Source organism: Pseudomonas azadiae, assembly GCF_019145355.1.
Lineage (GTDB): Bacteria > Pseudomonadota > Gammaproteobacteria > Pseudomonadales > Pseudomonadaceae > Aquipseudomonas > Aquipseudomonas azadiae.
The window spans coordinates 502,855-529,282 of sequence record NZ_JAHSTY010000002.1 but is presented as its reverse complement, the minus strand read 5'-3'; the positions used below and the strand labels follow the sequence as shown (position 1 = coordinate 529,282).

General features: G+C 60.5%; 25 protein-coding genes. 15 read left to right on the top strand and 10 right to left on the bottom strand.

Going from position 1 to position 26,428, the window contains the following annotated elements; all coding sequences use genetic code 11:
- Window positions 1-5: 5 nt before the first annotated feature.
- From KVG91_RS18845 to sdhC, 4 genes are read right to left on the bottom strand one after another with little or no spacing between them, the layout of a single operon-like run.
- Window positions 6-710 (bottom strand): succinate dehydrogenase iron-sulfur subunit, encoded by a 705-nt coding sequence (locus KVG91_RS18845; RefSeq protein WP_003172807.1) that lies wholly within the window; start codon window positions 708-710, stop codon window positions 6-8.
- Between the two features lie 11 nt (window positions 711-721).
- On the bottom strand, window positions 722-2,494 hold the full coding sequence (sdhA, locus tag KVG91_RS18840; RefSeq protein ID WP_076950480.1) for a succinate dehydrogenase flavoprotein subunit: 1,773 nt from the start codon (window positions 2,492-2,494) through the stop codon (window positions 722-724).
- A 3-nt stretch (window positions 2,495-2,497) separates the two neighbouring features.
- Window positions 2,498-2,866: a succinate dehydrogenase, hydrophobic membrane anchor protein gene (sdhD, locus tag KVG91_RS18835; protein ID WP_065884231.1), complete on the bottom strand. Its 369-nt coding sequence runs from the start codon at window positions 2,864-2,866 to the stop codon at window positions 2,498-2,500.
- Window positions 2,860-3,246 carry a succinate dehydrogenase, cytochrome b556 subunit gene (gene sdhC / locus KVG91_RS18830; RefSeq protein WP_217894922.1) on the bottom strand — a complete coding sequence of 129 codons (387 nt, stop codon included), beginning with the start codon at window positions 3,244-3,246 and terminating at the stop codon, window positions 2,860-2,862. Before sdhC ends, sdhD begins: the two co-directional genes overlap by 7 nt.
- A gap of 351 nt (window positions 3,247-3,597) precedes the next feature.
- Here sdhC and gltA point away from each other — a divergent pair, with 351 nt between their 5' ends.
- The gene (gltA, locus tag KVG91_RS18825) at window positions 3,598-4,887 is read left to right on the top strand and encodes a citrate synthase (RefSeq protein ID WP_012723087.1); all 1,290 of its coding nucleotides are present in this window, start codon (window positions 3,598-3,600) and stop codon (window positions 4,885-4,887) included.
- Between the two features lie 240 nt (window positions 4,888-5,127).
- Here the strand turns inward: gltA and KVG91_RS18820 are convergent, their stop codons facing one another.
- The 3 genes from KVG91_RS18820 to KVG91_RS18810 all read right to left on the bottom strand — a co-directional run bounded on the left by KVG91_RS18820 (window position 5,128) and on the right by KVG91_RS18810 (window position 8,199).
- Window positions 5,128-6,786: a cation acetate symporter gene (locus tag KVG91_RS18820; RefSeq protein ID WP_169378119.1), complete on the bottom strand. Its 1,659-nt coding sequence runs from the start codon at window positions 6,784-6,786 to the stop codon at window positions 5,128-5,130.
- Window positions 6,783-7,094 carry a DUF485 domain-containing protein gene (locus tag KVG91_RS18815; RefSeq protein ID WP_003190001.1) on the bottom strand — a complete coding sequence of 104 codons (312 nt, stop codon included), beginning with the start codon at window positions 7,092-7,094 and terminating at the stop codon, window positions 6,783-6,785. Before KVG91_RS18815 ends, KVG91_RS18820 begins: the two co-directional genes overlap by 4 nt.
- Before the next feature lie 253 nt (window positions 7,095-7,347).
- Window positions 7,348-8,199, bottom strand: coding sequence for a glycine betaine ABC transporter substrate-binding protein (locus tag KVG91_RS18810; RefSeq protein ID WP_076950477.1), 852 nt, complete (start codon window positions 8,197-8,199; stop codon window positions 7,348-7,350).
- Between the two features lie 332 nt (window positions 8,200-8,531).
- Between KVG91_RS18810 and KVG91_RS18805 the strand changes: the two genes are divergently transcribed.
- Complete coding sequence (locus tag KVG91_RS18805) at window positions 8,532-10,085, top strand: glycoside hydrolase family 17 protein (RefSeq protein WP_169378120.1); 1,554 nt, start codon at window positions 8,532-8,534, stop codon at window positions 10,083-10,085.
- A gap of 172 nt (window positions 10,086-10,257) precedes the next feature.
- Here the strand turns inward: KVG91_RS18805 and KVG91_RS18800 are convergent, their stop codons facing one another.
- Window positions 10,258-10,626, bottom strand: coding sequence for a hypothetical protein (locus tag KVG91_RS18800; protein ID WP_169378121.1), 369 nt, complete (start codon window positions 10,624-10,626; stop codon window positions 10,258-10,260).
- A gap of 236 nt (window positions 10,627-10,862) precedes the next feature.
- Between KVG91_RS18800 and KVG91_RS18795 the strand changes: the two genes are divergently transcribed.
- The 3 genes from KVG91_RS18795 (at window position 10,863) to KVG91_RS18785 (ending at window position 13,669) form a co-directional block, all read left to right on the top strand.
- Window positions 10,863-12,161 carry a serine/threonine protein kinase gene (locus tag KVG91_RS18795; RefSeq protein WP_169378122.1) on the top strand — a complete coding sequence of 433 codons (1,299 nt, stop codon included), beginning with the start codon at window positions 10,863-10,865 and terminating at the stop codon, window positions 12,159-12,161.
- Entirely contained in the window at window positions 12,154-12,942 is a 789-nt protein-coding gene (locus KVG91_RS18790) for an MlaA family lipoprotein (protein WP_169378123.1), read from the top strand. Before KVG91_RS18795 ends, KVG91_RS18790 begins: the two co-directional genes overlap by 8 nt.
- Window positions 12,943-13,165: 223 nt before the next feature.
- Complete coding sequence (locus tag KVG91_RS18785) at window positions 13,166-13,669, top strand: hypothetical protein (protein ID WP_169378124.1); 504 nt, start codon at window positions 13,166-13,168, stop codon at window positions 13,667-13,669.
- Between the two features lie 55 nt (window positions 13,670-13,724).
- On the opposite strand, the gene KVG91_RS18780 is transcribed toward KVG91_RS18785, so the two are convergent.
- Window positions 13,725-14,639 carry a DUF808 domain-containing protein gene (locus KVG91_RS18780; protein ID WP_169378125.1) on the bottom strand — a complete coding sequence of 305 codons (915 nt, stop codon included), beginning with the start codon at window positions 14,637-14,639 and terminating at the stop codon, window positions 13,725-13,727.
- Window positions 14,640-14,773: 134 nt separating this feature from the next.
- On the opposite strand from KVG91_RS18780, the gene KVG91_RS18775 reads away from it, so the two are divergent.
- Entirely contained in the window at window positions 14,774-15,379 is a 606-nt protein-coding gene (locus KVG91_RS18775) for a TetR/AcrR family transcriptional regulator (protein ID WP_169378202.1), read from the top strand.
- A 204-nt stretch (window positions 15,380-15,583) separates the two neighbouring features.
- On the top strand, window positions 15,584-16,042 hold the full coding sequence (locus tag KVG91_RS18770; RefSeq protein ID WP_169378126.1) for an REP-associated tyrosine transposase: 459 nt from the start codon (window positions 15,584-15,586) through the stop codon (window positions 16,040-16,042).
- A gap of 127 nt (window positions 16,043-16,169) precedes the next feature.
- On the opposite strand, the gene KVG91_RS18765 is transcribed toward KVG91_RS18770, so the two are convergent.
- Window positions 16,170-16,610: a GlcG/HbpS family heme-binding protein gene (locus tag KVG91_RS18765; protein WP_169378127.1), complete on the bottom strand. Its 441-nt coding sequence runs from the start codon at window positions 16,608-16,610 to the stop codon at window positions 16,170-16,172.
- Window positions 16,611-16,876: 266 nt separating this feature from the next.
- On the opposite strand from KVG91_RS18765, the gene gcl reads away from it, so the two are divergent.
- From gcl to KVG91_RS18725, 8 genes are all read left to right on the top strand, one after another.
- Complete coding sequence (gene gcl, locus KVG91_RS18760; protein ID WP_169378128.1) at window positions 16,877-18,652, top strand: glyoxylate carboligase; 1,776 nt, start codon at window positions 16,877-16,879, stop codon at window positions 18,650-18,652.
- Window positions 18,653-18,662: 10 nt separating this feature from the next.
- Window positions 18,663-19,466 (top strand): hydroxypyruvate isomerase, encoded by an 804-nt coding sequence (gene hyi / locus KVG91_RS18755; protein WP_169378129.1) that lies wholly within the window; start codon window positions 18,663-18,665, stop codon window positions 19,464-19,466.
- 119 nt (window positions 19,467-19,585) lie between these two features.
- On the top strand, window positions 19,586-20,476 hold the full coding sequence (locus KVG91_RS18750; RefSeq protein ID WP_169378130.1) for a 2-hydroxy-3-oxopropionate reductase: 891 nt from the start codon (window positions 19,586-19,588) through the stop codon (window positions 20,474-20,476).
- 178 nt (window positions 20,477-20,654) lie between these two features.
- Entirely contained in the window at window positions 20,655-21,935 is a 1,281-nt protein-coding gene (locus KVG91_RS18745; RefSeq protein WP_169378131.1) for a glycerate kinase type-2 family protein, read from the top strand.
- Entirely contained in the window at window positions 21,925-23,340 is a 1,416-nt protein-coding gene (gene pyk / locus KVG91_RS18740; RefSeq protein ID WP_169378132.1) for a pyruvate kinase, read from the top strand. The genes KVG91_RS18745 and pyk overlap by 11 nt, the downstream gene beginning before the upstream one ends.
- A gap of 130 nt (window positions 23,341-23,470) precedes the next feature.
- Window positions 23,471-24,346 carry an urea transporter gene (locus tag KVG91_RS18735; RefSeq protein WP_169378133.1) on the top strand — a complete coding sequence of 292 codons (876 nt, stop codon included), beginning with the start codon at window positions 23,471-23,473 and terminating at the stop codon, window positions 24,344-24,346.
- 31 nt (window positions 24,347-24,377) lie between these two features.
- Window positions 24,378-25,202 (top strand): ion transporter, encoded by an 825-nt coding sequence (locus KVG91_RS18730; RefSeq protein ID WP_169378134.1) that lies wholly within the window; start codon window positions 24,378-24,380, stop codon window positions 25,200-25,202.
- Between the two features lie 101 nt (window positions 25,203-25,303).
- Window positions 25,304-26,308, top strand: a complete 1,005-nt coding sequence (locus tag KVG91_RS18725) for a sulfate ABC transporter substrate-binding protein (protein WP_169378135.1) — start codon at window positions 25,304-25,306, stop codon at window positions 26,306-26,308.
- Window positions 26,309-26,428 lie beyond the last annotated feature (120 nt).

The following is a 26,428-nucleotide window of genomic DNA, read 5'->3' as shown; positions in this document are numbered from 1 at the left end:
GCCGGTTACACGCCGCTCTGCAACAGCATGTTACGGATGTGACCAATGGCCTTAGTCGGGTTCAGGCCTTTGGGACATACGTTGACGCAGTTCATGATCCCGCGGCAGCGGAATACGCTGAACGGGTCATCCAGCGAAGCCAGACGCTCGGACGTCTTGGTGTCACGGCTGTCTGCCAGGAAGCGGTACGCTTGCAGCAGGGCAGCCGGGCCCAGGAACTTGTCCGGGTTCCACCAGAAGGACGGGCAAGAGGTCGAGCAGCAAGCGCACAGGATGCACTCGTACAGCCCGTCGAGCTTCTCGCGCTCTTCCGGGGATTGCAGACGCTCGATGGCCGGAGCCGGCGTGTCGTTCTGCAGGAACGGCTTAACCTTCTCGTATTGCTTGTAGAAGATGCTCATATCGACGACCAGGTCACGGATAACCGGCAAACCTGGCAGAGGACGAACGATCAGCTTGTTACCCTTGACCACGGCGGACAGCGGCGTGATGCACGCCAGGCCGTTCTTGCCGTTGATGTTCATGCCGTCGGAACCGCACACACCTTCACGGCAAGAGCGACGATAGGAGAAACCTTCGTCCTGCTCTTTGATCAGTGCCAATACATCCAGCACCATCAGGTCTTTACCACCGGTATCGACCTGGAACTCCTGCATGAACGGCGCAGCGTCCTGATCAGGGTTGTAGCGATAAACACTGACTTTCAACATGGCAGCCACCCTTAGTAAGTCCGAATCTTCGGTTCAAACGTCGGAACCGTCTTCGGCGAGAAATTCACGGCACGCTTGGTCACGCGCTTGTCACCCGGGAAGTACAGGGTGTGGCACAACCAGTTCTCGTCGTCGCGATCTTCAAAGTCTTCACGCGCGTGGGCACCACGGGATTCTTTACGAACCTCGGCGGCGATCGCCGTCGCTTCAGCCACTTCCAGCAGGTTTTGCAGCTCAAGGGCTTCGATACGAGCGGTGTTGAACGCCTGGCTCTTATCGTTGATCTTGACATTGGCGATGCGCGTGCGCAGATCGGCCAGCTGGGCGATACCCTTTTGCATGTATTCGCCGGTACGGAACACACCGAAGTAGTTCTGCATGCAGCTTTGCAGCTCGCGACGCAGGGTTGCCACGTCTTCGCCATCCGTGCGCTCGTTAAGAGCGTTCAGGCGCGCCAGGGCGGTTTCGATGTTGGCGTCGGTCGCATCATCGTATTCGATGCCGTCGGTCAGTGCCTTCTCCAGGTGCAGGCCGGCAGCGCGGCCGAACACCACCAGGTCGAGCAGCGAGTTGCCGCCCAGGCGGTTGGCGCCGTGTACCGATACGCAGGCCACTTCGCCAACGGCGAACAGACCGTGGATGATCTCGTCGACGCCTTCGGCGTTCTGGGTGATCGCCTGGCCGTGAATGTTGGTCGGCACGCCGCCCATCATGTAGTGGCAAGTCGGAACAACCGGAACCGGAGCAACCACCGGGTCAACGTGGGCGAAGGTCTTGGACAGCTCGCAGATGCCGGGCAGACGGCTGTGCAGCACTTCTTCGCCCAGGTGATCGAGCTTGAGCAGTACGTGGTCGCCGTTCGGGCCACAGCCGTTGCCGGCGATGATTTCCTTGACCATCGAACGGGCAACCACGTCGCGACCGGCCAAGTCTTTGGCGTTCGGGGCATAACGCTCCATGAAACGCTCGCCGTGCTTGTTGATCAGGTAACCACCTTCACCACGGCAACCTTCTGTAACCAGTACACCGGCGCCGGCGATGCCGGTCGGGTGGAACTGCCACATTTCGATGTCTTGCACTGGCACGCCGGCACGCAGCGCCATGCCAACGCCGTCGCCGGTGTTGATCAGGGCGTTGGTGGTCGACGCGTAGATACGGCCTGCACCGCCCGTCGCCAGCACCGTAGCCTTGGCGCGGATATAGGTGGTTTCACCGGTTTCGATGCAGATGGCGATCACGCCGACGAACTCGCCCTTGCCGTTCTTCACCAGATCGACAGCGTAGTACTCGTTGAGGAACGTGGTGCCGGCTTTCAGGTTGCCCTGGTAAAGCGTGTGCAGCAGCGCGTGGCCGGTACGGTCGGATGCGGCGCAAGTACGGGCAGCCTGCCCGCCTTTACCGTAATCCTTCGACTGGCCGCCGAATGGACGCTGGTAGATGCGACCTTGCTCGGTACGGGAGAACGGCAGACCCATGTGATCCAGCTCGAACACCGCGGCCGGGCCTTCCTGACACATGTATTCGATAGCGTCCTGGTCACCGATGTAGTCGGAACCCTTGACGGTATCGTACATGTGCCAGCGCCAGTCATCGTTCGGGTCGGCGGAGGCGATGGCGCAGGTGATGCCACCCTGGGCCGATACGGTGTGGGAACGGGTCGGGAACACCTTGGTGATCACGGCAGTCTTGTGACCGCCCTGGGCCAGCTGCAGCGCAGCGCGCATGCCAGCCCCGCCGCCACCAATAATGATGGCGTCGAATGAAATAGTTGGAATGTTAGCCATGAATCAGATACCCCAAAGAATCTGCACACCCCAGACGAAGTAAGCGAACATCGCGATGCCGCATACTGCCTGGAAGAGGAAACGGACTGCGGTCGCGGACTTGCCCAGCGCCATTGGCGTCAGGTAGTCGGTCGCGATGGTCCACATGCCGACCCAGGCGTGAGCGCCCAGGGCTACAAGGGCCAGCAGGCTGAAGATTCGCATCGCATTGTGGGCGAACAGGCCGTGCCATTGCTCAAAGCCGATGCCCGGATTTGCGACGAGGTATCCGATCAGGAAAATGAAATAAGCCGCGAGAACGACCGCAGACACACGCTGTGCCATCCAGTCATAGAGGCCCGAACGCGACAGATTCGTAACGCTGGTTACCATATCCAAACTCCTGCCAGAACGATCAGCACCACGGAAATGGCGATGATGATTTTCGAGCCCAGCTTGCCGCCTTCCAGCGTCTCACCGATGCCCATGTCCATGATCAAGTGGCGCACGCCGGCTACCAGGTGATACAGCAGAGCGGACAGGAGGCCCCATGCTACGAACTTGGCCAGCGGGCTGGTCAAGTATGCCTTCACCTCGGCAAAACCTTCCTCGGAACCCAGGGATTTGCTCAATGCATACAGCATGATGCCCAGGCCCAGGAACAGGATGATGCCGGAAACACGGTGCAGGAACGACGTAACGCCGGTGATGGGGAGTTTGATGGTCCTTAGGTCTAGGTTTACAGGTCGTTGGCTATTCACGGCTTTTTTCACACTTAAGAGCCCCTAACAATCAGGGCAAAGTTGTCGGGGAGTGCACTGGTCAGGTAAGCACCACCCAGGGAGTGCGACCCCCAATGAAAGCAAGCCCAAAAGCCCTTGGCGGTCGGTGGCCGAGTATAGACAGTTAGGTTACTAATGACAACGCGCGCTCCTCACCCTAATAGCGGATTGCGCTGGGGGGATAAAAGGCGTAAATGGCGCTCAATTTCGACGAAATAGTAGGGTTAAAGCCTTCTGGAGCAAGACTTTAGGCAAATTGACATCTGAATTTATCTCACTATAGTGGTGCGGGCCCTGCGTGGGGGGTCTGTCTGATGATTTGAAGCATAAATAGGAGGCCACATGGCTGACAAAAAAGCGCAGTTGATCATCGAGGGCGCAGCCCCCGTCGAGCTGCCCATTTTAACCGGCACCGTTGGTCCCGATGTTATCGACGTACGGGGCCTGACGGCCACGGGCCGTTTCACTTTCGACCCAGGCTTCATGTCGACCGCCTCTTGCGAGTCGAAGATCACCTATATCGATGGCGACAATGGCATTCTGCTTCACCGCGGCTACCCGATCGAGCAACTCGCCGAACAGTCGGACTACCTGGAAACCTGCTACCTGCTGCTAAATGGCGAATTGCCAACAGCCGAGCAGAAAGCCCAGTTTGTCAGCACCGTGAAGAACCACACCATGGTTCACGAGCAGTTGAAGACCTTCTTCAACGGCTTCCGTCGCGACGCCCACCCGATGGCCGTCATGTGCGGCGTGGTTGGCGCCCTGTCGGCCTTCTATCACGACTCCCTGGACATCAATAACCCGCAGCATCGCGAAATTTCCGCGATCCGCCTGGTTGCCAAGATGCCGACCCTGGCCGCAATGGTTTACAAGTACTCCATGGGTCAACCCATGATGTACCCGCGCAACGACCTGACGTACGCGGAAAACTTCCTGCACATGATGTTCAACACCCCGTGCGAGATCAAACCGATCAGCCCGGTGCTTGCCAAGGCCATGGACCGGATCTTCATCCTCCATGCCGACCACGAGCAGAACGCCTCGACCTCTACCGTGCGTCTGGCGGGCTCTTCGGGGGCCAACCCGTTCGCCTGTATCGCCGCCGGCATCGCCGCACTGTGGGGCCCTGCCCACGGCGGTGCGAACGAAGCCGTATTGACCATGCTCGATGAAATCGGCGATGTGTCCAACATCGACAAATTCATCGCCAAGGCCAAGGACAAGAACGACCCGTTCAAGCTGATGGGCTTCGGTCACCGGGTCTACAAGAACCGCGACCCGCGCGCCACCGTCATGAAGCAGACCTGCGACGAAGTGTTGAAGGAACTGGGCATCAAGAACGATCCGCAACTCGAACTGGCCATGCGCCTGGAAGAGATCGCCCTGACCGACCCGTACTTCATCGAACGCTCGCTGTACCCGAACGTCGACTTCTACTCGGGGATCATCCTCAAGGCGATCGGCATTCCAACCAGCATGTTCACCGTGATCTTCGCCCTGGCGCGGACCGTGGGCTGGATCTCCCACTGGAAAGAAATGCTCTCCAGCCCGTACAAGATTGGCCGCCCGCGCCAGTTGTACACCGGCTACGAGTCGCGTGACATTACCAAGCTGGAAGATCGCAAGTAAGCACTTGGCTTAGTTGTACCGAGAACGGCCTCCCTTAGTGGAGGCCGTTTTTGTTTGTGTGCCTGGTCTACCGCTATCGCAGGCAAGCCAGCTCCCACATTTAACTGCATTCCAAAGGGTGTACCCGGTCGAATATGGGAGCTGGCTTGCCTGCGATAGCAATGGCCCAGACAGCACCGAACTCCAGACAAAAAAATACCCCGGCCTTTCGACCGGGGTATTTCCTATTCTGCTACAACCTTAGTGATCAACCGCCCCACTCGCCCCCAGGCCAGTCTGCGAACGCACAAACTGCGGGAAGAACAGCGCACGCTCTTTCTCTGCCGCCGCCGACTTGTCGGTGATGGAGAAGAACCAGATGCCGACGAACGCAATGATCATCGAGAACAGCGCCGGGTACTCGTACGGGAAGATGGCTTTTTCGTGGTGCAGGATCGAGACCCAGATGGTCGGCCCCAGCACCATCAGGCCGACAGCACTGACCAGGCCCAGCCAGCCGCCGATCATCGCGCCACGGGTGGTGAGGTTCTTCCAGTACATGGAGAGCAGCAGCACCGGGAAGTTACAGCTGGCGGCAATCGAGAACGCCAAGCCGACCATGAACGCGATGTTCTGGCTTTCGAACAGGATGCCCAAGCCGATCGCCAGCGCCGCCAGGGCGATGGTGGTGATCTTCGAGACGCGAATCTCATCCTTGTCGTTGGCCTTGCCTTTCTTGATCACACTGGCGTACAGGTCATGGGACACCGCCGAAGCACCCGCCAGGGTCAAACCGGCAACCACTGCCAGGATGGTGGCAAACGCCACGGCCGAGATGAAGCCCAGGAAAATACTGCCACCTACCGCGTCGGCCAGGTGCACCGCCGCCATGTTGTTGCCACCGAGCAAGGCGCCTGCAGCATCCTTGAACGCCGGGTTGGTGCTCACCAGCAGGATCGCGCCGAAGCCGATGATAAAGGTCAGGATGTAGAAGTAACCGATGAAGCCTGTGGCATACAGCACGCTCTTACGCGCTTCCTTGGCATCGCTCACCGTGAAGAAGCGCATCAGGATGTGCGGCAGGCCGGCGGTACCGAACATCAGTGCCAGCCCTAAGGAGAATGCCGAAATCGGATCTTTCACCAGGCCGCCGGGGCTCATGATCGCTTCACCTTTAGGGTGAACCTTGATCGCCTCGGAGAACAGCATGTTGAAATCGAAGTTGACGTGCTTCATCACCATCAGCGCCATGAACGAGGCACCGGACAGCAACAGCACGGCCTTGATGATCTGCACCCAGGTGGTCGCCAGCATGCCGCCGAACAGCACGTACAGGCACATCAGGATGCCCACCAGGATGACCGCGACATGGTAGTCCAGGCCAAACAGCAGTTGAATCAGCTTGCCCGCGCCCACCATCTGCGCGATCAGGTAGAACGCCACCACCACCAGCGAACCGCACGCCGACAGGCTGCGGATCTGGGTTTGCCCCAAGCGGTAGGAGGCCACGTCGGCAAAGGTGTACTTACCCAGGTTACGCAGGCGCTCGGCGATCAGGAACAAAATGATCGGCCAGCCCACCAGGAAGCCGATCGAGTAGATCAGGCCGTCGTAGCCGGAGGTGTAGACGAGTGCGGAAATCCCCAGGAAGGACGCCGCCGACATGTAGTCGCCGGCAATCGCCAAGCCATTCTGGAAACCGGTGATCTTGCCGCCTGCCGCATAGTAGTCGGCCGCAGACTTGTTACGCTTGGACGCCCAGTAGGTGATGCACAAGGTGGCGCCCACAAACGCCACAAACATCACGATGGCCGAGATGTTCAAGGGTTGCTTTTGCACGGCCCCGGTCAATGCGTCAGCCGCCCAGACGGCCGGGACAAAAAGCGAAGCGCCGAATACTGCCAGTAGACGCCGGATCATTGCGCAGCCTCCTTGAGAATCGCATTGTTCAGGTCGTCGAACTCGCCGTTGGCCCGGCGCACATAGATGCCGGTCAGGATGAAGGCGGACACAATCAGCCCGACGCCCAGGGGAATGCCCCAGGTAATCGACGAACCGGGGCTGATCTTGGCCCCCAGTACTTGTGGCCCATAGGCGATTAACAGGATGAAAGCGGAGTAAAGCCCTAGCATGATCGCCGAGAGAATCCAGGCGAACCTTTCCCTTTTTCTCACCAGCTCCTTGAAACGCGGGCTGTTTTGAATCGAGAGGTAAATGCTGTCGTTCATTGTTTTTATCCTCGCAGCACAGCTTTTTATTATTTTGGAACATGGCCACTGTATGCGGCTGTGGGGCAGGTTCCAGACGACCTTAGTAGTAGATCGAGTGTAGCGAGGGTTGGCGGGCGTGCAGGAACAATTGCAGGGGCTGGAATTAATGTGGGAGGGGCTTGCTCCCGAAGGCGGTGTATCAGCCAGAAATCTGTGACTGACACACCGCCTTCGGGAGCAAGCCCCCTCCCACAGGGTTGTCTCAAGTGAGTTATTTAGCGATCCACTCGGCCACGCGCTCCGGGTGCTTGGCTACCCAATCCTTGGCCGCGGCATCCGGCTTGGCGCCTTCCTGGATGGCGAGCATGACTTCGCCGATTTCATCCTTGGAGGCCCACTGGAATTTCTTCAGGAAGGCAGCGACTTCCGGCGCTTTCTTCTCCAGGCCCTTGCTGCCGATGCTGTTGACGGTTTCAGCAGCCCCATAAATCCCTTTTGGATCGTCCAGGAAACGCAGTTTCCACTTGGCGAACATCCAGTGTGGCACCCAACCGGTGACGGCAATGGAGTCCTGCTTGTCTTCGGCACGGGTCAACTCGGCGATCATCGCCGCGCCCGAGCTGGCTTGCAGTTTGTAATCGAGGCCGTACTGCTTGATGGCTTCGTCGGTCTTGAGCATGACGCCTGAACCGGCGTCGATGCCGACAATCTTGTTCTTGAAGGTCGTATCGGTCTTCAGGTCTTCGATGGACTTGGCCTTGACGTACTCCGGCACGATCAGGCCGATCTTCGCATCCTTGAAGTTGGGGCCGTAGTCGACCACCTTGTCCTTGTTCTTGGCCCAGTACTCACCGTGGGTCACCGGCAGCCAGGCGGAGAGCATGGCATCAAGCTTGCCGGTGGCGACGCCCTGCCACATGATCCCGGTGGCGACCGCTTGCAGTTTCACGTCATAACCGAGCTTCTGCTTGATCACTTCGGCCGCCACGTGGGTGGTGGCAACGCTGTCCGACCAGCCATCGACGTAGCCGATGCTCAGGGTTTTGCTGTCGGCGCTGGCCAATGTGGAGCTCATCGCAACTACCAGAGTGGCAGCTGCGCCCAAGAGTCGTCGCATCTTCATAGTGCTTCCCCGAAAGTGCTGCGCCCGGCGGATGCCGAGCGGCGTCAACCTGTTGTTATGTGGTGCACCGCGCCCCCTTCACGCGCATCGATCCGGCTGGTGTGACATCAGTGGAGTGCTGACAGTTTGATCATCAACCTGCCGGGGTCTTCGACCTGCTCTGTCAGCGACCTTGCCCAAGCAGGAAACGACATCACCTGGCCAGCAGGGCGTTTTGCCGGGCTTGACGTCAAAATCCCGCCCGAACTTTGCATGTCAAAATTATGCGGCTCCACTGGCACGGAGCAAATCCGGGTAAGATGCGCGCCTTTGCTCCCCCAGATAAGCCGACCATGCCCGCGAATGCCCGCTTCCCTGCCCTGCCCTATTTCTTCGCCTTGATCCTCGGCCTGCTGGCCCTGGTCGGCTACTGGTATAGCCTCGGCCGGCCCGTGGTGCTGCCCGATGTCGCCAGCGCCACGCACAAGATGCAGTGCGCCTCGTACACCCCCTTCGATAAAGACCAATCGCCGTTCGACCAGCCGTTCACGCTGCGCCCGGAGCGCATGGACGCCGACCTCGCCCTGCTTGCCACGCGGTTCGAGTGCATTCGCACCTACTCCATGACCGGCCTGCAGGCCTTACCGGACATGGCGCGCCGGCACGGGCTGAAGGTGATGGCCGGCGCGTGGGTCAGCAGTGACGCTGTGGCGACCCAAAAGGAGATCGAGCAACTGATCGCTGCGGCCAACGCCAGCCCGGACGTCGTGACTTCGGTGATCGTCGGCAACGAAGCCCTGCTGCGCAAGGAAGTCACCGCCGCGCAACTGGTGAAGCTGATCCAGACCGTCAAAAGCCGGATCAAGCAGCCGGTGACCTACGCCGACGTGTGGGAGTTCTGGCTGCAGCACCCGGAAATCGCCCCGGCGGTGGATTTCCTGACCATTCACCTGTTGCCGTACTGGGAAGATGATCCCTCCGGCATCGACCAGGCGCTCAAGCACGTAGGCGATGTGCGCCAGACCTTTGGCCACACGTTTGCCCCCAAGGACATAGTAATCGGGGAAACCGGCTGGCCCAGCGAAGGCCGCCAGCGCGAAACGGCCGTGCCGAGCCGGGTCAACGAAGCCAGGTTCATGCGCGGCTTCGTGGCCATGGCCGAGGCCAATGGCTGGCGTTATAACCTGATCGAAGCCTTCGACCAACCCTGGAAGCGTGCAAGTGAAGGCGCCGTGGGCGGTTATTGGGGACTGTTCGATGCAGATCGCCAGGACAAGGGCATCCTTGCCGGGCCCGTGACCAATGTGCCGTACTGGCCCGTGTGGCTGGGGGTGGGCGGCATTATCCTGCTGGCTACCCTGGCGCTGGGCGGTCGTGTACGCAGCACGCGCGCCGCGATCGCATTGCCCCTGTTGGGCGCGGTGGCGGCGTGTTCCATTGGTACATGGGCCGAACTGACCCGTGTGACCGCACGCTTTGGTGATGAATGGCTGTGGGCCGGCCTGCTGGTGGTCTTGAACCTGTTGGTGCTGGCTCATGCAGCATTGGCCTTGAGCGCGCGCGCGGGCTGGCGTGAGCGGACGTTCAACTGGCTTGAGCAGCGTGCAGGCTGGCTGGTGGCGATTGCCGGGTTCGCGGGAGCGGTGATGATGCTGGCGTTGGTGTTCGACCCGCGCTATCGCAGCTTCCCGAGTGCGGCGCTGGTGCTGCCGGCCCTGGTGTATCTGGTGCGGCCGGTGACCGGGCCGCGTCGGGAGATTGCGTTGCTGACCTTTATCATCGGTGCGGGCATTGCGCCGCAACTGTTCCGTGAGGGCCTGTTGAATCAGCAGGCTTGGGGTTGGGCCATGGTCAGCCTGCTCATGGTTATAGCCTTGTGGCGGTGCCTGCGAGTACGCAAAGCCTGAGACCTCGCATGTAGTGAGCGGGCTTGCCCCGCGCTGGGTGGCGAAGCCGCCCCAAACCAGGCGACTCGGTTTTATCTGAGACACTGCGGTGTAGTTACTGGGGCGGCTTCGCCACCCAGCGCGGGGCAAGCCCGCTCACTACAGCCCCTGCGCCTTCAATGATGAGGCCCGATCAGGCGCCGCGAGACTTCCTGACCAACCGCAACCCCGCAATCACCACGGCAAACACCGCAAAGGTCGTGTTGTACAACGCCAGCGCCGGCAACCCGAACACCAGCGCCAGCACCGCCAGCCACCACCCCGCGCGGCCCGGCACAAAAAACGCCAGCACCGCTGTGATCAGTGCCGACCAGCCCAGCACCTTGAAGTGAATGATCAACCCCAGGTTCGAACGCAACTGGCATTCCCAGCGGCTGGCCTCATCGGCGCAGATCCCCACCCACTGTCCGTCTTCCATGAAGCCGTAGCGCGCGCCATAGCTGGCGGCCAGCCACAGCGGCAAGGCAAGAAGCAGCAGAATCAACGGCAAGCGACGGGACATTGGGGCACTCCGAAAGGTAAAAATGGCGCTCAGCTTAATGCGCCGGTGGCCGTTAACAAGGTGCATACACACAATTAGTGTTCATCCGGACGTGTCAACGTGTATCGTCTGCCTGTTATTACCCCGATTCCGACGTTATTTTCCGACTTTTCGTGCCGATAGCTGGCACTTCGGTGGCAACGCGGTGGTCATAGCCTGCGAATTCATCAAGCACGTTTCCTCTTAGGGATTAAGTCATGCTCCGTTCCTTGCGCTGTGCTGCCTTACTGGGCAGCCTTTTTCTGAGTGCGTCAGCACTGGCCGTCGATATCGACCAAGCCAGCTATGGCTACCCTTTGACCAACCCGTTTGAGGCGACCATCGCCACCACCCCGCCAGACCTTAGGCCGAAACTGCCGAGCGATGACGAGATCAATCAGTCCGACTACACCCTGAACATGCGCCCCGAGCGCGAATTCAGCCTGCCGGACAACTTCTGGGCGGTGAAGAAACTCACCTACCGCATCGCCAAGCAGGATCGCGCCGCGCCGCTGATCTTCCTCATTGCGGGCACCGGTGCGCGCTTCGACAGCAGCATCAACGAATACCTGAAAAAACTCTATTACCAGGCCGGCTACCATGTGGTGCAGCTGTCCTCGCCCACCAGCTTTGACTTCATCGCTTCGGCTTCGCGCTTCGCCACCCCAGGCATCAGCCAGGAAGACGCCGAAGACATGTACCGCGTGATGCAAGCCGTGCGCGCGCAGAACGCGTCGTTGCCGGTGACCGACTTCTACCTGACCGGCTACAGCCTGGGCGCCCTGGATGCGGCCTTTGTCAGCAAGCTCGACGAGACCCGTCGCAGCTTCAACTTCAAGAAAGTGCTGCTGCTGAACCCGCCGGTCAACCTCTACACCTCAATCACCAACCTCGACAAGCTGGTGCAGACCGAGGTCAAGGGCATCAACAACACCACCACATTCTATGAGCTGGTGCTGAACAAGCTGACCCGTTACTTCCAGCAGAAGGGCTACATCGACCTTAACGACGCCCTGCTCTACGACTTCCAGCAATCCAAGCAGCACCTGACCAACGAACAGATGGCCATGCTGATCGGCACTTCGTTCCGCTTCTCGGCGGCCGACATCGCCTTTACCTCGGACCTGATCAACCGCCGCGGCCTGATCATTCCGCCAAAGTACCCGATCACCGAAGGTACCAGCCTCACGCCGTTCCTCAAGCGGGCGCTGCAATGCGATTTCGACTGCTACCTCACCGAACAAGTGATCCCGATGTGGCGCGCACGCACCGACGGCGGCAGCCTGTTGCAACTGGTGGACCAGGTCAGCCTGTACGCGCTCAAGGATTACCTGCACGACAGCCCGAAAATCGCAGTCATGCACAACGCCGACGACGTGATCCTGGGCCCGGGCGACCTCGGTTTCCTGCGTAAAACCTTCGGCGATCGCTTGACCGTCTACCCGCTGGGCGGCCACTGCGGCAACCTTAATTACCGCGTCAACGCCGACGCCATGCTGGAGTTCTTCCGTGGCTAAATATCTTCTGCTGCTTGCCGCCTTGATGTGTGCAGGCGTGGCCAATGCCGACAACAGCAAGGCTCACGCGCCAACGGTGATCGACGCCGACGGTTTCAAGGAGCCGTTGAGCAAACTCAAATTCAACCCGGGCCTGGACCAGCGTGAATTCGAGCGTTCATCGGTCAACGCACTCAACGTCTACGACCCACTGGAAGCGTGGAACCGTCGCGTGTACCACTTCAACTACCGCTTCGACCAATGGGTATTCCTGCCGGTGGTCGACGGTTACCGCTATGTCACGCCCAGCTTCCTGCGCACCGGCGTGAGCAATTTCTTCAACAACCTGGGCGATGTGCCCAACCTGTTGAACAGCTTGCTGCAACTCAAGGGCCACCGTTCCCTGGAAACCACCGGCCGCCTGCTGGTCAATACCACCATCGGCATCGCCGGCCTGTGGGACCCGGCCACCGCCATGGGCCTGCCACGCCAGAGCGAAGACTTCGGCCAGACCCTGGGCTTCTACGGCGTGCCGGGCGGCGCGTACCTGGTACTGCCGGTCTTCGGCCCGTCGAACGTACGTGACACCGGCGGCTTGCTGGTCGACTACACCGCTGAATCGCAGATCAACTTCCTCAACGTCGCCGAAGTCAGTTCCAACCACCCGGAAATCTGGGCGTTGCGCGCGGTCGACAAGCGCTACCAGACCAGCTTCCGGTATGGGCAGATGAACTCGCCGTTTGAGTATGAGAAGGTGCGTTACATCTATTCGGAGTCACGCAAGTTGCAGATTGCCGAATAATTAATTATTAGCAATATAAAATAGAGCCGCCCAATAAACAGGGCGGCTTTTTTATGTGAAGCATTAAACAAAAACAAAATAAGCTGCAACCAACCCTTCTATGACACAGAAGGAACTAGATGGATTGAAACTCTCACACATGGGAAGTAGCGCACGTCGCTGCCTGATCATCAGCGATAACGGGCTACTTACACTACTTACTCACAGGAAGAGAGCCATATTCATGCTAGTTACTTCGAACCTCAATAGTGCACACGCTTCACGCCTCGAAATGCCAGGGCTTCCAACGAGTGACGCCGGTCCGCGCGCACCGAAGAACGATGGCCTGCGCCCACCGAACGGAAACGAGCTAAGCTCGCTGGGTGATCGTCGCACGGCGGAAAAAATTAGCGACAACCCCCTGTTTAATGTGTTCAACCACCTGCCAACTCACGTCGTTGAGAACTTCTACAACCAAATAGGGGGAAACTGGAATGATACAAAGTTTTCCGCCAATGCTCGGGCCAGCTTCGCGCGCAAGGCTGAACATGTGCTGAACTATATCGATAAAGCGGGTGGTAGAAACGGCACGCCTAATAACAAGAAGATAGACGGTATAGAACTCTATATGGCAGGCCTTACGCACACGGCACGTGGTGTTACAGAAACACAGCGGCTTCTGAATTTCACCGACCATGGCTATCCAGGGCTGAGCTTCGAAACCCGCAGGTACCCACGCAACGCGTAAAACAGAGCCTGTATAAAGCAAACAGGCGCCGTCATCAGCGCCTGTTCGCCCAGTCTCAGCCTTTGATCGCCCGCCAGGCTTTGCTCACAACCACCACGCCCAGCAACACGACAGCCCCGGCAATAATCCCCGCCACCGCATTGAGCAACGTCGGTACCAACCACGCCATCGCACCCGCGCTCTGGCTCACCGTTTCAATCCAGTGATGCACCACCGGCACGCCATGGGTAAGAATGCCGCCACCCACCATGAACATTGCCGCCGTGCCGATCACCGACAGGCTCTTCATCATGTACGGCGCCGCCCACAGGATACCGCCGCCGATACCGCGCGCCACGCGGCCAGGCTTCTGGGTGAGCCACAGGCCCAGGTCATCCAGCTTGACGATACCCGCGACCAATCCGTAAACGCCCACGGTCATCACGATGGCGATGCCCGACAGCACGATCACCTGCTGCGTCAATTGCGCATCGGCCACGATGCCAAGGGTGATAGCAATGATTTCGGCGGAGAGGATGAAGTCGGTGCGGATCGCGCCCTTGATCTTGTCTTTTTCGAACGCCACCAGATCGGTCGCCGGGTCAGCCACGGCTTGAACCAAGTGCGTGTGTTCGGCCTGGTCTTCGGCCTTGCTGTGCAGAAACCTGTGGGCCAGCTTTTCGAAGCCCTCGAAGCACAGGTAGGCGCCGCCGAGCATCAACAGTGGCGTCACCGCCCAGGGAGCAAAGGCGCTGATCAGCAATGCCGTCGGCACCAGGATCAGCTTATTGAGGAATGAGCCCTTCGCCACCGCCCACACCACGGGAATTTCCCGCTCGGCGCGCACGCCGCTGACCTGCTGGGCATTGAGCGCCAGGTCGTCGCCCAGCACGCCGGAGGTTTTTTTTGCGGCCATTTTTGTCATCAGGGCGACGTCATCGAGTACCGCGGCGATATCGTCGATCAACACTAACAAACTGCTTCCTGCCATGAATCGGGCTTCCGTATTAGGGGGATGGGGCGAGCATAGCGCGGCGCAACGCTTTGCGGGCACATTGTTGAGGCTCGCGGATGGCCGGTGCTACCATGCGCAACCGCCTGTACTGGCAAGGAAACCCCTGGTTCATGAGCACCATTCGCGAGCGCAACAAACAAAAGATCCTGCGGGCGGCCAGCGAGGAGTTTGCCGAGAAGGGCTTCGCCGCGACCAAAACCAGCGACATTGCCGCCAAGGCCGGGTTGCCCAAGCCCAACGTCTACTATTACTTCAAATCCAAGGACAACCTCTACCGCGAGGTGCTCGAAAGCATCATCGAGCCGATCCTGGCTGCCTCCACACCGTTCAACCGCGACGGCGAGCCCAAGGACGTATTGAGCAACTACATCCGCTCGAAAATCCGCATCTCCCGCGACCTGCCCTTCGCCTCCAAGGTCTTCGCCAGCGAAATCATGCACGGCGCCCCCCACCTGAGCGCTGATCAGGTCGAGCAATTGAATGCCCAGGCCAAGCACAATATCGATTGCATCCAGCACTGGGTAGACCGCGGCCTGATCGCGGCGATCGACCCCAACCACCTGATGTTCAGCATCTGGGCGGCGACGCAGACGTACGCGGATTTTGACTGGCAGATCTCGGCGGTGACCGGCAAGGCCAAGCTCGATGAGGCGGATTATGAGGCGGCGGCGCAGACGATTATTCGGTTGGTGCTCAAGGGGTGTGAGCCGGATTGAGGGACCGGGTGAAGCTATCGCAGGCAAGCCAGCTCCCACACTGCCCTGCGCCGTACACAACATGTATGAATTGCCCAAATCCCCTGTGGGAGCGGGCTTGCCCGCGATAGCGCCCGGCCAGACACATCCAGCCAAAAGCCTGCCGATCAGTCCTAGCCACCAAGATCTAGCCTCTCAGAATCCCCACTGAAGAGAGGCCAAGGAATGCCTGATTTAGCCACTTCACACCGCTTGCGTATCGGGCGGTTCAGCGAAGCGAACCGCATCTACCTGATCACCACCAACACCCATGAACGAGTCCCGATATTTCGCGACTTCCATCTGGGCCGCCTAGTAGTCTGGCAATTCAGGCTCGCTCAGTATCAAGGCTTGGCAAACTCCCTGGCCTGGGTGGTTATGCCCGACCATTTCCACTGGTTGCTCGAATTACAAAAAGGTTCGCTGGGGGATTTGATGTGCCAAGTGAAGTCCAAAAGTACTCGAAGCGTGAACGGGGCTTCCGGGCGTAAAGGAAGGCTTTGGCAAACCAGCTTTCATGATCGTGCGCTGCGCAAGGAAGATGACTTGGTAAAGATGGCGAGGTATGTAGTGGCTAATCCTCTGCGAGCGGGTTTGGTAGAGCGAATTGGCGACTATCCTTTGTGGGATGCCGTTTGGGTATAGAGCCCATACCGAGTCGCCCCCTTCGCGAGCAAGCCCGCTCCCACATTTGCCCATGTACATCCTTTGAAATGCGGTCGAATGTGGGAGCGGGCTTGCTCGCGAAGGGGCCTTTGAAGTCACCGAAGACTCAAGCCAACGCCCCCGCATCCGCCACCAACCCCACCCCCTCAATCGCCGTAATCGCACACTGCTCGTCAATATCCGACGTATCCCCGCTGATGCCGACCGCGCCCAGCACCAGGCCCTGTTGATCCCGAATCAACACACCACCCGGTGCCGGCACCACACTGCCCTGCCCCAGGCTGTTCAACGCCGCGATAAACGCCGGGCGTTGTTGCGCATCCAGCGCCAACAGGCGTGAGCCCTTGCCCAGGGCAATCGCGCCCCAGGCCTTGCCGATCGCGATCTGCGGGCGCAGCAGGCTGGCGCCGTCTTCCCGTTGCAAGGTGATCAAGTGGCCGCCGCTGTCGAGCACCGCAATCGTCAGCGGTGCGGTGCACAGGGTGCGCCCTGCACTGAGGGCCTGGCTGGCCAATTGGGTGGCAATTTTCAAGGTTAAAGCGCTCATGGTGCCGTCCTTCTTTTGTTATTGGGGAAGCGATGGAGGCCTGACTGATCAGAAGCTCGATCAAACAAATAGAACACAATGACTCATTATTTTGTATACAATATTTAGGCACAAAGTCACCGTACGTCGAAAAACCCCCTGTACAAGCCTTCCGACGAACGCTCAAGTCAAAAAATAAAATGAATTGACCTGCGCCGTCCGCCGTGAATACACTTTGGCCAGACACCACTTGTATACAATTACAAAACGCAAGAGGCACCAAAATAATGAGCAAAATGAGAGCAATCGAAGCCGCCGTCCTGGTGATGCGCCGTGAAGGCGTGGACACCGCCTTCGGCATCCCAGGCGCCGCGATCAACCCGCTGTACTCGGCCTTGCAGAAGGTGGGTGGCATCGATCACGTCCTTGCTCGCCACGTTGAAGGCGCCTCCCACATGGCCGAGGGTTACACCCGCACCAAGGCCGGCAATATCGGCGTGTGCATCGGTACCTCGGGCCCGGCGGGCACCGACATGGTCACCGGCCTGTACAGCGCCTCGGCCGACTCCATCCCGATCCTGTGCATCACCGGGCAAGCACCCCGCGCCCGTATGCACAAGGAAGACTTCCAGGCCGTGGATATCACCAGCATCGTCAAGCCGGTGACCAAGTGGGCGACCACCGTCCTGGAACCTGGCCAGGTGCCCTACGCGTTCCAAAAAGCTTTCTTTGAGATGCGCTCCGGCCGCCCAGGCCCGGTGTTGATCGACCTGCCGTTCGACGTGCAGATGGCCGAGATCGAATTCGACATCGACGCCTACCAGCCGCTGCCCCTGGCCAAGCCACTGGCAACGCGGATCCAGGTGGAAAAAGCCCTGGCGATGCTGGACCAGGCCGAGCGCCCACTGCTGGTCAGCGGCGGCGGCGTCATCAACGCCGACGCCAGCGAACTGCTGGTTGAATTCGCTGAATTGACCGGTATCCCGGTGATCCCGACCCTGATGGGCTGGGGCACCATCCCCGACGATCACCCGCAGATGGTCGGCATGGTCGGCCTGCAGACCTCGCACCGCTATGGCAACGCGACGATGCTCAAGTCGGACGTGGTGCTGGGCATCGGTAACCGCTGGGCCAACCGCCACACCGGTTCGGTCGAGGTTTACACCGAGGGCCGTAAATTCATCCACGTCGACATCGAGCCGACCCAGATCGGCCGCGTATTCACACCCGACCTGGGCATCGTTTCCGACGCCGGCGCCGCGCTGACGATGTTCATTGAAGTGGCCCGCGAGTGGAAAGCCGCTGGCAAGCTCAAGGACCGCAGTCCCTGGCTCAACGACTGCCAGCAGCGCAAGGCCACCCTGCACCGCAAGACACACTTCGACAACGTGCCGGTCAAGCCGCAACGGGTCTACGAAGAGATGAACCAGGTGTTCGGCAAGGACACCTGCTACGTCAGCACCATCGGCCTGTCGCAGATTGCCGGCGCGCAGTTCCTGCATGTGTACAAGCCACGTCACTGGATCAACTGCGGCCAGGCCGGCCCACTGGGCTGGACCATCCCGGCGGCCCTCGGCGTGGTCAAGGCCGACCCGAGCCGCCAGGTGGTGGCGCTGTCCGGCGACTATGATTTCCAGTTCATGATCGAAGAGCTGGCGGTGGGCGCGCAGTTCAAGCTGCCGTACATCCATGTGGTGGTGAACAATTCCTACCTGGGACTGATCCGCCAGGCCCAGCGCGGGTTTGAAATGGACTACTGCGTGCAGCTGTCCTTCGACAACCTCAACGCGCCAGAACTCAACGGTTACGGCGTCGACCACGTGGCCGTCGCCGAAGGCCTGGGCTGCAAGGCGTTGCGGGTGTTCGAGCCAGGCGAGATCCAGCCGGCGCTGCGCAAGGCCCAGGAAATGATCAAGGAATTCAAGGTTCCCGTGATCGTTGAGATTATTCTGGAGCGCGTGACCAATATTTCCATGGGCACCGAGATCAACGCCGTCAACGAATTCGAAGATCTGGCACTGGTCGGCAACGATGCGCCCACTGCCATTTCCCTGCTCGATTAAGGAGAACCTTATGCCGCGTTTCGCCGCCAACCTGTCCATGCTGTTTACCGAACAGGACTTCCCGGCTCGCTTCAAAGCCGCTGCCGATGCCGGCTTCGAAGGCGTCGAGTACCTTTTCCCCTATGAATTCAGCTCTGCCGACATCAAGGCGCAACTCGACGCCCATGGCCTGACCCAGGTGCTGTTCAACCTGCCGGCCGGCGACTGGGCCAAGGGCGAACGCGGCCTGGCGTGCCACCCGGACCGGGTCGAGGAATTCCGCGCAGGGGTCAAGCTGGCCATCGCCTACGCCCAGGTGCTGGGCAACACCCAGATCAACTGCCTGGCGGGTATCCGGCCACAGGGTATTGATGACGAAATCCTGGAAAAAACCTTTGTCGCCAACCTCAAATATGCCGCCGACAAGCTGCAAGCGGCGGGCATCAAGCTGGTGATGGAAGCGATCAATACGCGCGACATCCCGGGTTTTTACCTCAACAACACGGCGCAAGCCCTGGCGATTCGCGAGCAGGTGGGCAGCGCCAACCTGTTCCTGCAATACGACATCTATCACATGCAAATCATGGAAGGCGACCTGGCCCGCACCATGGCCGCGCACCTGGGTGAGATCAACCACATCCAGCTGGCGGACAACCCAGGGCGCAACGAGCCGGGCACTGGCGAGATCAACTATCGGTTTCTGTTCGAACACCTGGACCGCATTGGGTACACGGGTTGGGTCGGCTGTGAGTACAAGCCGTTGACCACTACCGAAGCGGGTTTGGGTTGGCTAAAAACTCATGTGGGAGCGGGCTTGCTCGCGAATGCAGTCTGACATTCAGCATTGATGTTGACTGATACACCGCTTTCGCGAGCAAGCCCGCTCCCACATTGGATCTCCTGTGTTTGCGGGACCGTATCTGGCTGCACATCGAATAAAAAGAGGATTTCTTCATGGCTAAAATCGGATTCATCGGCACCGGCATCATGGGTCAACCCATGGCCGCCAACCTGCAGAAAGCAGGTCACCAACTGTTCCTGTCCGAGCACCACGGCAAGGCCCCGCAAGCCCTGATCGAGGCGGGCGCGGTGGCCCTGGCCAACCCGCAGCAAGTGGCGCAGGAAGCCGAGTTCATCATCGTGATGGTGCCCGACACGCCACAGGTCGAAGACGTGCTGTTGCGCGCCGACGGCGTCGCCGCCGGCTTGTCGCCAGGCAAGGTGGTGATCGACATGAGTTCGATCTCGCCCACCGCCACCAAGGCGTTTGCCGAAAAGATCAACGAGACCGGCGCGCAGTACCTGGACGCGCCCGTGTCCGGTGGCGAAGTCGGCGCCAAGGCCGGCACCCTGAGCATCATGGTGGGTGGCGAGGCGCAGACCTTTGAGCGCGCCTTGCCGTTGTTCCAGGCCATGGGCAAGAACATCACCTTGGTCGGCGGCAATGGCGACGGCCAGACCGCCAAGGTGGCCAACCAGATCATCGTTGCCTTGAACATCCAGGCGGTGGCCGAAGCGCTGCTGTTCGCCGCGAAGAATGGCGCAGACCCGGCCAAGGTGCGTGAAGCGCTGATGGGTGGTTTTGCGTCGTCGAAAATCCTCGAAGTGCACGGCGAGCGCATGATCAAGGGCACCTTTGATCCGGGCTTTCGCATCAACCTGCACCAGAAGGACCTCAACCTGGCGCTGGCCGGTGCCAAGGAGCTGGGGATCAACCTGCCGAATACCGCCGGTACGCAGCAGGTGTTCAGCACGTGCACGGCATTGGGCGGTGGGAATTGGGACCATTCGGCCTTGATCAAGGGCCTGGAGCATATGGCGAACTTTTCGATTCGCGATAAATAACTTTCTTTGAAATACAACCCAGTGTGGGAGCTGGCTTGCCTGCGATAGCGGTCTTCCAGTTGAAGATGAGTTGCCTGGCACACCGCTATCGCAGGCAAGCCAGCTCCCACATTTTAGTTGCATTCCAAGCCTGAAATTGAAGCACCTCCAACAATAAGAATCCCCCGGGAGCCCGCTTATGTCGGTCGATCCGCAACACCTGCTTCGCGAGCTGTTTGCCACAGCCATCGACGCCGCCCATCCCCGGCACGTCCTGGAACCCTATCTGCCCGCCGACCGCAGCGGACGCGTGATTGTGATCGGTGCCGGCAAGGCCGCCGCCGCCATGGCCGCTGTCGTCGAGAACTGCTGGCAGGGCGAAGTCACCGGCCTGGTCGTCACCCGTTACGGGCACGGTGCGCCATGCAAGAAAATCGAAGTGGTCGAAGCCGCCCACCCGGTGCCGGACGCCGCCGGCCTGGCCGTGGCCCAGCGCGTGCTGGGATTGATCAGCAACCTCAGCGAAGACGACCGGGTGATTTTCCTGCTGTCCGGCGGCGGCTCCGCTTTGTTGGCCCTGCCCGCCGAAGGCATCACCCTGGCCGACAAGCAAACCCTCAATAAAGCCCTGCTCAAGTCCGGCGCGACCATTGGCGAGATGAATTGCGTGCGCAAGCACCTCTCGGCCATCAAGGGCGGCCGACTGGCCAAGGCAGCATGGCCGGCGACGGTCTACACCTACGCGATTTCCGATGTGCCGGGCGACCAGGCCACGGTGATTGCCTCCGGCCCCACCGTCGGCGACCCCAGCACCTCGCAACAGGCCCTGGCGATCCTCAAGCGCTATCACATCGACGCCCCCGCCTCCGTGCGCAGTTGGTTGCACGACCCGGCGTCGGAAACCGTCAAGCCCGGCGACCCGGTGCTCGCCCGCAGCCATTTCCAGTTGATCGCCCGCCCACAGCAGTCCCTGGAAGCGGTGGCGGTAAAAATACGCCAGGCCTGTTTCAGCCCATTGATCCTTGGGGACCTGGAGGGCGAAGCGCGGGACGTGGCCAAGGTGCACGCCGGGATTGCCCGGCAGATCGTGCAGCATGGCCAACCATTGGCGGCGCCGTGCGTGATCCTGTCCGGCGGTGAAACCACCGTCACCGTGCGCGGCAACGGCCGTGGCGGGCGCAATGCGGAGTTCTTGCTGAGCCTCACCGAGAGCCTCAAGGGCCTGCCCGGCGTGTACGCCCTGGCCGGCGATACCGACGGCATCGACGGATCGGAAGACAACGCCGGCGCGATCATGACCCCCTGCAGTTATGCGCGCGCCGAAGCCCTCGGCCTATCGGCCAGCGATGAGTTGGATAACAACAACGGCTACGGTTATTTCGCCGCCCTCGACGCTTTGATCATCACCGAGCCGACGCGCACCAACGTCAATGACTTTCGCGCCATCCTGATTCTTGAGACTGCCCAACATGACGCCTGACAAGAAGGTCAAAATCCTCGCCACCCTGGGCCCCGCCACCGACGGCATCGATGACATCCGCGAGCTGGTGGAAGCCGGGGTCAATATTTTCCGCCTCAATTTCAGCCACGGTGACCACGCCGATCACGCCCAGCGTTACCAATGGATTCGTCAAGTGGAACGCCAGTTGAATTACCCGCTTGGCATCCTCATGGACCTGCAAGGGCCGAAGCTGCGGGTCGGGCGTTTTGCCGAGGGCAAGGTGCAACTGGTGCGCGGCCAGGCCCTGCGCCTGGACCTGGACGAAACACCGGGCGATCAGCGCCGGGTCACCCTGCCCCACCCGGAAGTCCTCAAGGCCCTGGAACCGGGCATGGACCTGTTGCTGGACGACGGCAAGCTGCGCCTGCGGGTCATCACCAAACACGCGCATGCCATCGACACCACGGTGCTGAACGGCGGCGAATTGTCTGACCGCAAAGGCGTGAACGTCCCACAAGCGCTGCTGGAACTCAGCCCGTTGACCGCCAAGGACCGGCGCGACTTGAGCTTCGGCCTGGAACTGGGGGTGGACTGGGTGGCGCTGTCGTTCGTGCAGCGCCCGGAAGACATCCGTGAAGCCCGCAAGTTGATCGGCGACAAGGCCTTCCTGATGGCCAAGATCGAGAAGCCCTCGGCCGTGCAACGCCTGCGGGAAATCGCCGAACTGAGTGACGCAATCATGGTGGCCCGAGGCGACCTGGGCGTGGAAGTGCCCGCCGAAAGCGTGCCGCAGATCCAGAAAGACATCATCCGCACCTGTCGCCAGCTGGGTAAACCGGTGGTGGTGGCCACGCAAATGCTGGAATCCATGCGCTTCTCGCCGGCGCCGACCCGGGCCGAAGTCACGGATGTCGCCAATGCGGTGGCCGAAGGCGCGGATGCGCTGATGCTGTCGGCGGAAACCGCGTCCGGCGAATACCCGCTGGAAGCCGTGCAGATGATGAGCAAGATCATCCGCCAGGTGGAAAGCGGCCCGGACTACCAGACCCAACTGGACGTCAGCCGGCCCAAGGCGGATGCCACGGTGTCGGACGCCATCAGCTGCGCGATCCGCCGTATCAGCAGCATCTTGCCGGTGGCGGTGCTGGTGAACTACAGCGAGTCCGGCAGCTCCAGCCTGCGCGCGGCGCGGGAACGGCCGGCGGCCTCGATCCTCAACCTCACGCCGAACCTGTCCACGGCGCGGCGGTTGAGCGTGGCGTGGGGCGTGCATTCGGTGGTGAACGACAGGCTGCGCCAGGTGGATGAGGTGTGCTCCACGGCGCTGGAGATAGCCCAGGCCCAGGGCATGGCGCAGCGCGGGGACACGTTGGTGATTACGGCCGGGGTGCCGTTCGGGCAGCCGGGGTCGACCAACTCGCTGCGTATCGAGACATTGATCTAGCGCCTGTTCGGGCCTCTTCGCGAGCAAGCCCGCTCCCACATTCGACCGCGTTTAGTCAGGTAAAACGCGGTCAAATGTGGGAGCGGGCTTGCTCGCGAAGGGGGCAACTCGGCCTAACTGACTTAATCCAATGCCCAACCAGACCTGCCCCGACTGGGCCGAGGCCCTGCTCAACGGCTTCAGCCAGATCTTCCTGCAGCGCCAACCGCTGTGCGGCGTGCTGTGCCTGCTGGCCATCCTGGTCGGCGCCCCGGCGGCCTTCGGCGGGGCGTTGCTGGGCGGTGTGGCGGGCCTGCTTACGGCCCAGCGGCGCGGGTATCCCAAGGTGGAGCGCCAGGCCGGCCTGTATAGCTACAACGGTGTGCTGCTGGGCTTGTTGATCAGCCAGCACTTCGCCTGGTCGGCCTTGTTGCCGCCGCTGATCCTGGCGTGCGGTGGCTTGAGTGCGATCCTGACGCGCCAATGGTTGAAACGCGCCGGCCAGCCCGATGATTTGCCGGCCTATACCGCGCCTTTTGTCGGCCTGGGCTGGTTGCTGCTGGGCACGGTCCCCCAAGGCACGTTGACCTTGAGCGAACCCGACACCGTGGCCCTCTTCACCGCGCCTTTTACCGGGCTTGCCCAGATCATGCTGCTGGACCAGCCCATGGCGGGTGCCCTGATTGCCCTGGGCCTGTGGCTGGCCAACCGGCGCGCCGCCGTATGGGCGCTGATCGGCGCCAGCGCTGGCATGCTCGCTGCGCTGTGTCTGCACGAACCGGCCAGCGCCCTTCTCGGCCTGCACAGTTACAACCCGGCACTCGCGGCGCTGGCCCTGAGCCAGGTACGTCGCCAACCCTGGTGGCCACTGCTCGGCATCCTGCTGGCGATCCTCCTCACGCCGGGCTTTGCCGCCCTGCACCTGCCTGCATTGACCGCGCCGTTCATCCTCGCGTGCTGGTTGGTGCGTGCAGGCGCGCGCGTGCTGCGCAACCCCCGCATGGACAGGCCCTTCGAATCCCCCTAGGCTTGCCCGATATCAGTTTCAGGCGGGATTTATGAACAGCAACAACGACTGGCGCCAGCGGCTCTACGTCATGGTTTTCCAAAGCGACACAGCCGCCGGGCGGCGTTTTGACGGCATCCTGTTGCTGATCATCCTGGCCAGCCTGGTGGTCGTGATGCTCGACAGCATCGACCAGATCCACCAGCACTACGCCGACGTGCTGGCCTATATCGAGTGGGGCTTCACGCTGATCTTCCTGATCGAGTACGGGTTGCGCCTGTACTGCTCGCCGAAGCCGCTGCGGTATGCCTTCAGTTTTTACGGGCTGGTGGACCTGCTGGCCATCGTGCCTGGCATCCTGGCGCTGTACTACAGCGATGCCCAGTACCTGTTGATCATCCGCATCATCCGCATGCTGCGCATCTTCCGGGTGCTCAAGCTCAGCCCGTACCTCAAGCAAGCCAACTACCTGATGGCGGCGCTGCGTGGCAGCAAGCAGAAGATCGTGGTGTTCCTGGTCAGCGTGTGCACGCTGGTCACGGTGTTCGGCACCTTGATGTATGTGATCGAAGGCCCGGAACACGGCTTTACCAGCATCCCCAAGGGCATCTACTGGGCCATCGTGACCCTGACCACCGTGGGCTTTGGCGATATCGTGCCGAAGACGCCGCTGGGCCAGGTGATTTCGTCATTGGTGATGATCACCGGTTATTCGATCATTGCCGTGCCCACCGGGATCTTCACCGCTGAACTGGCGAGTGCCATGCGCGGCGAGCAGCTGCAGACCGATTGCCCGGTGTGCAAGAAGAACAGCCATGAACCCAACGCGGCCTTTTGCTCACGCTGTGGCAACGCGCTGTTCAAGAAAGTGGAATAAGCACAGTACGTTTTAATCTTTAAGCGTCCAGGCCGCGCCCGCTATAGTCGCTGGCATATTGCCCTGAATCGACAACCTTCTCGAACAACAAGGAATGAGCAGTGAAAAAACTCGTTAGCGCCTCCCTCCTGGCCGCCGGCCTGGCCCTGGCCGGCGCCGTCCAGGCTGCCCCCGTCACACTGCTTAACGTTTCCTACGACGTGATGCGCGATTTCTACAAGGACTACAACGCCGCCTTCCAGAAACACTGGGAAACCGAGCACCCGGACGACAAACTGACCCTGCAGATGTCCTTCGGGGGCTCCAGCAAGCAAGCGCGTTCGGTCATCGACGGCCTGCCGGCGGACGTGATCACCATGAACATGGCCACCGACATCAACGCCCTGGCGGACAACGGCAAACTGGTGCCGGACAACTGGGTCACCCGTCTGCCGAACAACAGTGCGCCGTTCACCTCGGCCACGGTGTTTATCGTGCGCAAAGGCAACCCCAAAGCCCTGAAGGATTGGCCGGATCTTTTGAAAGACGGCGTACAGGTGATCGTGCCCAACCCGAAAACCTCGGGCAACGGCCGCTACACCTACCTGTCGGCCTGGGGCTACGTGTTGAAGAACGGCGGCGATGAAGACAAGGCCAAGGCCTTCGTCGGCAAGCTGTTCAAACAGGCGCCGGTGCTGGATACCGGCGGCCGTGCCGCCACGACGACCTTCATGACCAACCAGATCGGCGACGTGCTGGTAACCTTTGAAAACGAAGCGGAAATGATCGCCCGTGAATTCGGCCGCGATCAGTTCGAAGTGATCTACCCAAGCGTTTCCGCCGAAGCTGAACCGCCGGTGTCGGTGGTCGACAAAGTCGTCGACAAGAAAGGTACCCGTGCGGCTGCCGAGGATTACTTGAAGTATCTATGGTCGCCGCAAGGTCAAGAGATAGCAGCCAACAACTACCTGCGTCCGCGTGATCCGACCGTGTTGGCCAAGTACACCGACCGCTTCCCGAAAGTCGACTTCCTGTCGGTAGAGAAGACCTTTGGCGACTGGCGCACCGTGCAGAAAACCCACTTCAATGATGGTGGGGTGTTTGACCAGATCTATTCCGGTCAGTAACTGAAGAAACGCGATCAGTGTGGGAGCTGGCTTGCCCGCGATAGCATCACCTCGGTCTGGCTGATAGACCGAGGCGACAGCATCGCAGGCAAGCCAGCTCCCACATTGGTTTTGTATTTT

Coding starts and splice junctions, on each gene's coding strand:
- KVG91_RS18795 (WP_169378122.1), top strand. CDS start 10,863: ATGCTCCGTTCCTTGCGCTGTGCTGCCTTACTGGGCAGCCTTTTTCTG.
- KVG91_RS18745 (WP_169378131.1), top strand. CDS start 20,655: ATGTCGGTCGATCCGCAACACCTGCTTCGCGAGCTGTTTGCCACAGCC.
- pyk (WP_169378132.1), top strand. CDS start 21,925: ATGACGCCTGACAAGAAGGTCAAAATCCTCGCCACCCTGGGCCCCGCC.
- KVG91_RS18810 (WP_076950477.1), bottom strand. CDS start 8,199: ATGAAGATGCGACGACTCTTGGGCGCAGCTGCCACTCTGGTAGTTGCG.
- KVG91_RS18775 (WP_169378202.1), top strand. CDS start 14,774: ATGAGCACCATTCGCGAGCGCAACAAACAAAAGATCCTGCGGGCGGCC.
- KVG91_RS18735 (WP_169378133.1), top strand. CDS start 23,471: ATGCCCAACCAGACCTGCCCCGACTGGGCCGAGGCCCTGCTCAACGGC.
- KVG91_RS18845 (WP_003172807.1), bottom strand. CDS start 710: ATGTTGAAAGTCAGTGTTTATCGCTACAACCCTGATCAGGACGCTGCG.
- KVG91_RS18785 (WP_169378124.1), top strand. CDS start 13,166: ATGCTAGTTACTTCGAACCTCAATAGTGCACACGCTTCACGCCTCGAA.
- KVG91_RS18765 (WP_169378127.1), bottom strand. CDS start 16,610: ATGAGCGCTTTAACCTTGAAAATTGCCACCCAATTGGCCAGCCAGGCC.
- KVG91_RS18730 (WP_169378134.1), top strand. CDS start 24,378: ATGAACAGCAACAACGACTGGCGCCAGCGGCTCTACGTCATGGTTTTC.
- KVG91_RS18770 (WP_169378126.1), top strand. CDS start 15,584: ATGCCTGATTTAGCCACTTCACACCGCTTGCGTATCGGGCGGTTCAGC.
- KVG91_RS18780 (WP_169378125.1), bottom strand. CDS start 14,639: ATGGCAGGAAGCAGTTTGTTAGTGTTGATCGACGATATCGCCGCGGTA.
- sdhD (WP_065884231.1), bottom strand. CDS start 2,866: ATGGTAACCAGCGTTACGAATCTGTCGCGTTCGGGCCTCTATGACTGG.
- gcl (WP_169378128.1), top strand. CDS start 16,877: ATGAGCAAAATGAGAGCAATCGAAGCCGCCGTCCTGGTGATGCGCCGT.
- KVG91_RS18800 (WP_169378121.1), bottom strand. CDS start 10,626: ATGTCCCGTCGCTTGCCGTTGATTCTGCTGCTTCTTGCCTTGCCGCTG.
- gltA (WP_012723087.1), top strand. CDS start 3,598: ATGGCTGACAAAAAAGCGCAGTTGATCATCGAGGGCGCAGCCCCCGTC.
- KVG91_RS18750 (WP_169378130.1), top strand. CDS start 19,586: ATGGCTAAAATCGGATTCATCGGCACCGGCATCATGGGTCAACCCATG.
- KVG91_RS18820 (WP_169378119.1), bottom strand. CDS start 6,786: ATGATCCGGCGTCTACTGGCAGTATTCGGCGCTTCGCTTTTTGTCCCG.
- hyi (WP_169378129.1), top strand. CDS start 18,663: ATGCCGCGTTTCGCCGCCAACCTGTCCATGCTGTTTACCGAACAGGAC.
- sdhA (WP_076950480.1), bottom strand. CDS start 2,494: ATGGCTAACATTCCAACTATTTCATTCGACGCCATCATTATTGGTGGC.
- KVG91_RS18815 (WP_003190001.1), bottom strand. CDS start 7,094: ATGAACGACAGCATTTACCTCTCGATTCAAAACAGCCCGCGTTTCAAG.
- KVG91_RS18805 (WP_169378120.1), top strand. CDS start 8,532: ATGCCCGCGAATGCCCGCTTCCCTGCCCTGCCCTATTTCTTCGCCTTG.